We start from the raw sequence: 4,105 nt of genomic DNA on the forward strand, positions 1-4,105 counted from the left end.
AGGCAACCACCTCAATTCTGTCCACGATCGATGACCACGAAATTGTTGATAACTTTGCAGGTGGCGCTGCTCCTGGACAGTCTCCTGATGCCCCGACGATTGGCTCCTCCCCTATTCCCCTGTTTACCCCCAGCACTGCCCAGTTCGTTAACGACACTCCCGTCTACGAAGCTGCATTGCAGGCATTCCAGGAATATGCTCCTCTGCGAGATGAGTTCTACGGCAACACTGGCGACCCTCGCACGGCTAATGAGCGCAAGCTCTACCGCTACAACACCTATGGTAGCGATGCAGCGATGATTGTGCTTGACAGCCGCTCCTTCCGCGATGCTCAGCTTGCCCCGGCAAACCTAGCAAACCCCACTGCCTTCCTTGCTGCTGCCTTCAACCCCAACCGCACCCTGCTTGGACGACAACAGGTAGAAGATCTGAAGCGGGACCTCCTCGATGCCCAGGCGAAGGGCATCACTTGGAAATTTGTCACCATTCCAGAGCCAATTCAGAATTTTGGTGTGGTGAATGCTGAAGACCGCTTTGAGGGTTATGCTGCCGAGCGTACTGAAATTCTCAAGTTCATTGACGACAACAAAATCAGCAACGTTGTCTTCATAGCAGGAGACTTTCACGGCACGATCGTCAACAACCTCACCTATCAAACTGCCCCCGGCGGCGCCCAAATTGCCACCAATGCCTTTGAAATTGTCACTGGCCCTGCTGCCTTTGCCAATGGTTTGTTTGGGCCTACAGTGATCAACCTTGCTGCCGCCGCCGGACTAATTTCCCCCGCTGAAGTTGCTGCCTATAACGCCCTGCCCGTTGCTAGCGACACTGACAGCATCGTCAACGACAAAGACGACTTCCTGAAGCAACTGCTGGTAGCGCAAACCACGCCCCTCGGCTATGACCCAGTGGGGCTGAACAATAACCTCCCTCAAGCAAGTGGCTTAATCAACGCTACCCTGCTCCAGGGCGACTATGTGGCAGCACACACCTTCGGCTGGACAGAGTTCAACATTGATCCGGTGACTCAGCAACTGCGGGTAACTACCTATGGTATCAATCCCTATACTGATGCTGAGATTGCGGCGAATCCTGCTGGCGTGAGCGATCGTACTCCCCGCATTGTCAGCGAGTTCGTTGTTACCCCTGCCACCCCTCCTAGCAATCCTAACCCCACCCTTGCTAACAGCAACAATCTGTTCAACGTTGGCGGCGCAGCCGGGGGCACCACCACCCTCCAGTTCACTCTCAACCAGCGCAACAGTGCCTTCATGAATGAGGTCGGGGTATTCCTCGCGGATGATGCCCAAGGGCGCATTGGTAACCTAGCTCCCGGACAAGCAGGCTACACCAGAGCTGCCCTAGAGCGCTCCCGTGCTCTCTTCTCTGGCTTGAATGATGCCTTCCTCAGTAATCCTACCCGGCAAATTGCCTTTAATACTGGGGCACGGCTAATGTTCTACCTGGTACGGAACAGTTCTACCGATGCAGTGCTAGCGGGTCTCACTCCCGAAAGTCAGGTCGTGTTCTCTTTGAACAACAACACTAACCTGCAAGTGGGCAGCACTACTGCTAACACTTTCTCCCTTAACTGGGAAGATGGCACCGATGCAGACTTCAACGATATTACTCTCACTGTGCGTCCTGCTGGGCAAACTACCAAGGGTACTCGTCTGCAAGGGCTACGGGAAGCGGAACTAATTGACCTACGGGGCTTGACAGGCAACCAAGCGGCTAGTTTCACGGTGAATAGTGAGGCACTGTTCAACAATACTGTCGGGCTATACACGATCGACAGTGCAGATGGGGCGATCGGCACCCTACGTCCTGGGGATGCAGGTTATGCTCAAGCCGCTATTCAGCGCCGCGTCAACGCCTTTGCTCGCGACACCAACACCACTGGCAACCTCGCAGGTGGCACCATCCTAGCCCCCTTCCTGATTGCCAATGGCACCGTTGACCAGTTCTTGGCTCAAAATGCCGCTAACGCTGCTGGCACTGCTCCCGTTGCCTACTTCGCCTTCATCGCCGCCAACCCCGACAAGGTAGACCACATCCGCCTGCTAGGGGACAACACCTTTGGCTTTGAAGACCTCCCCAACGGTGGTGACCAAGACTTTAATGACATTGTTCTGCGAGTTAATTTTACTTAGTTAGGGGTTAGGGGTTAGGGGTTAGGTGCTAGGGGTTAGGGGTTAACCCGACACCTGATTCCTAACCTCTAGGTTGGAATTTCCCTAAAGGCTTTACCTCTACCATCACACACGATGAAACCCGCTTTAGTTGTTCTTTTGCGGGTTTGGCAAGGGCAGAATTTATTGTTGAGTTGGTGCCAAATCATGCATGTGCTCAAGGTTCATCCCTAATTTGATGAGGACTAAAGCCATCACTACAAACTTCTGTGGAGTCACCCTGCGTCAGGGCTGGTTGGCTCTAGTGAATAATTCACTCGGAATGCTGCTTTGGCTCCAGGTGGAATGGTATCGATCGGCTCTAGGCTAATGGTGGGCACGTCTTTCAGAGCCTCAGCCACTGAATCTGTAACTAGGATTTCCCAGGCTCTAGCGGTGTCTTCACCTAGCTTGCTGGCAGCATTTACCTCTGCCCCAAACACATCTTGCTCGCCAATGGAGAGGATCTTGCCATAGCCAATACCAACACACAGCAAGATCTTCTCTGCATCGGTTTTAGTTTGGTTGTAGGCTTTGGCTACACGCTGCATCTCGATCGCACATTGCACTGCTTTAACTGGCTGGCGAAACAGCACGAGCATACTGTCCCCTTCCATCTTGATCAGGATGCCGTCGTACTGGTCGATGCAGGGGCTAAAGATGCGTTGAGACTCATAGATGATTTGCAAGAAGTGAATGATGCCAAAGTCAGCTACAAAGCGAGAAAAGCCAGCCAAATCTGTGAACATGACCGCCCACTCGCCCCCAAATAGATCCCAAATGCGGGCATCGATGGCTGCTTTGTCAGCTCCAGGGGCTAACCGTTCGTCAATCAACTTGGACAATCGGTCTAAGTAGCCGCTAGGATAGATGGCTTGTACGTATTTCATTGACATTGGAGTCACCTCTAGTCGGTAGACAGTAGTAGGCGATCGCCTGGAAATTCCAAGCTGATCAGTCTAATGAATTATACGCACCCCTCTGTCTACCAACATTCTATTCCAACGCAAGGCGCTCGTTTTTGACGACTACATGAATCGTAGAGCCATCGGTAAATTCACCCCGGAGAATGGCCTTGGCGATCGGGGTCTCCAATTCTCGCTGGATAGCACGTTTGAGTGGACGAGCACCATACACTGGGTCATAGCCCACCTCTGCCAGAAAATCTAGCGCCGCATCGGAGATAGCGAGTGCGATTTTCCGATCGGCCAGACGTTCTTCTAAGCGCTTAACTTGAAGTTGGACAATCTGCCGCAATTCTGACTTCATCAATGGGTGGAAGATGATAGTCTCGTCAATGCGGTTCAGGAATTCTGGACGGAAGTGGCTGCGCATGGCTTCTAGTACTCGTCCGCGCATGTCCTCATACCGATCAGGATCTCCTGCCACATCCAAAATGTACTGAGAACCAATGTTACTGGTCATAATGATGATAGTGTTCTTGAAGTCTACCGTGCGACCTTGGGAGTCAGTCACCCGTCCGTCGTCCAGAATTTGCAGCATGATGTTAAATACATCAGCATGAGCCTTCTCGATCTCATCAAATAAGACAACGGCATAGGGGCGACGACGAATGGCCTCTGTAAGCTGTCCGCCTTCTTCGTAACCAACATAGCCCGGAGGGGCACCAATCATGCGGGCAACGGCGTGTTTTTCCATGTATTCCGACATGTCGATGCGCACCATTGCTTCTTCAGTGTCGAAGAGATAAGCCGCCAAGGCTTTGGCCAGTTCAGTTTTGCCCACACCGGTTGGGCCAAGGAAAATGAAGCTAGCGATAGGACGATTAGGATCAGCCAGGCCTGCTCGCGATCGCTGAATAGCATCTGCCACAGCCGTAACGGCGGCATTTTGCCCCACTCCTCGGCGATGCAACTCATCTTCTAAGCGCAGCAGTTTTTGCATTTCTGACTCCACTAGCTTGCTGACTGGGA

General features: G+C 52.6%; 3 protein-coding genes. 1 reads left to right on the top strand and 2 read right to left on the bottom strand.

Annotated features, from left to right (window positions below):
- The coding region (locus NZ772_15025; GenBank protein ID MCS6814866.1) for an alkaline phosphatase D family protein at positions 1 to 2,153 on the top strand (2,153 nt) is incomplete at its 5' end.
- A 254-nt stretch (positions 2,154 to 2,407) separates the two neighbouring features.
- On the opposite strand, the gene NZ772_15030 is transcribed toward NZ772_15025, so the two are convergent.
- Positions 2,408 to 3,061, bottom strand: a complete 654-nt coding sequence (locus tag NZ772_15030; protein ID MCS6814867.1) for an adenylate/guanylate cyclase domain-containing protein — start codon at positions 3,059 to 3,061, stop codon at positions 2,408 to 2,410.
- A gap of 106 nt (positions 3,062 to 3,167) precedes the next feature.
- Positions 3,168 to 4,105: AAA family ATPase (locus tag NZ772_15035; protein MCS6814868.1), on the bottom strand; the 938-nt coding region annotated here is incomplete at its 5' end.

The organism is Cyanobacteriota bacterium, assembly GCA_025054735.1.
In the GTDB taxonomy this organism is placed as follows: Bacteria; Cyanobacteriota; Cyanobacteriia; order SKYG9; family SKYG9; genus SKYG9.

Bases quoted from the DNA above. Each gene is read 5' to 3' on its own strand.
- NZ772_15030 (MCS6814867.1), bottom strand. From the start codon at position 3,061: ATGAAATACGTACAAGCCATCTATCCTAGCGGCTACTTAGACCGATTG.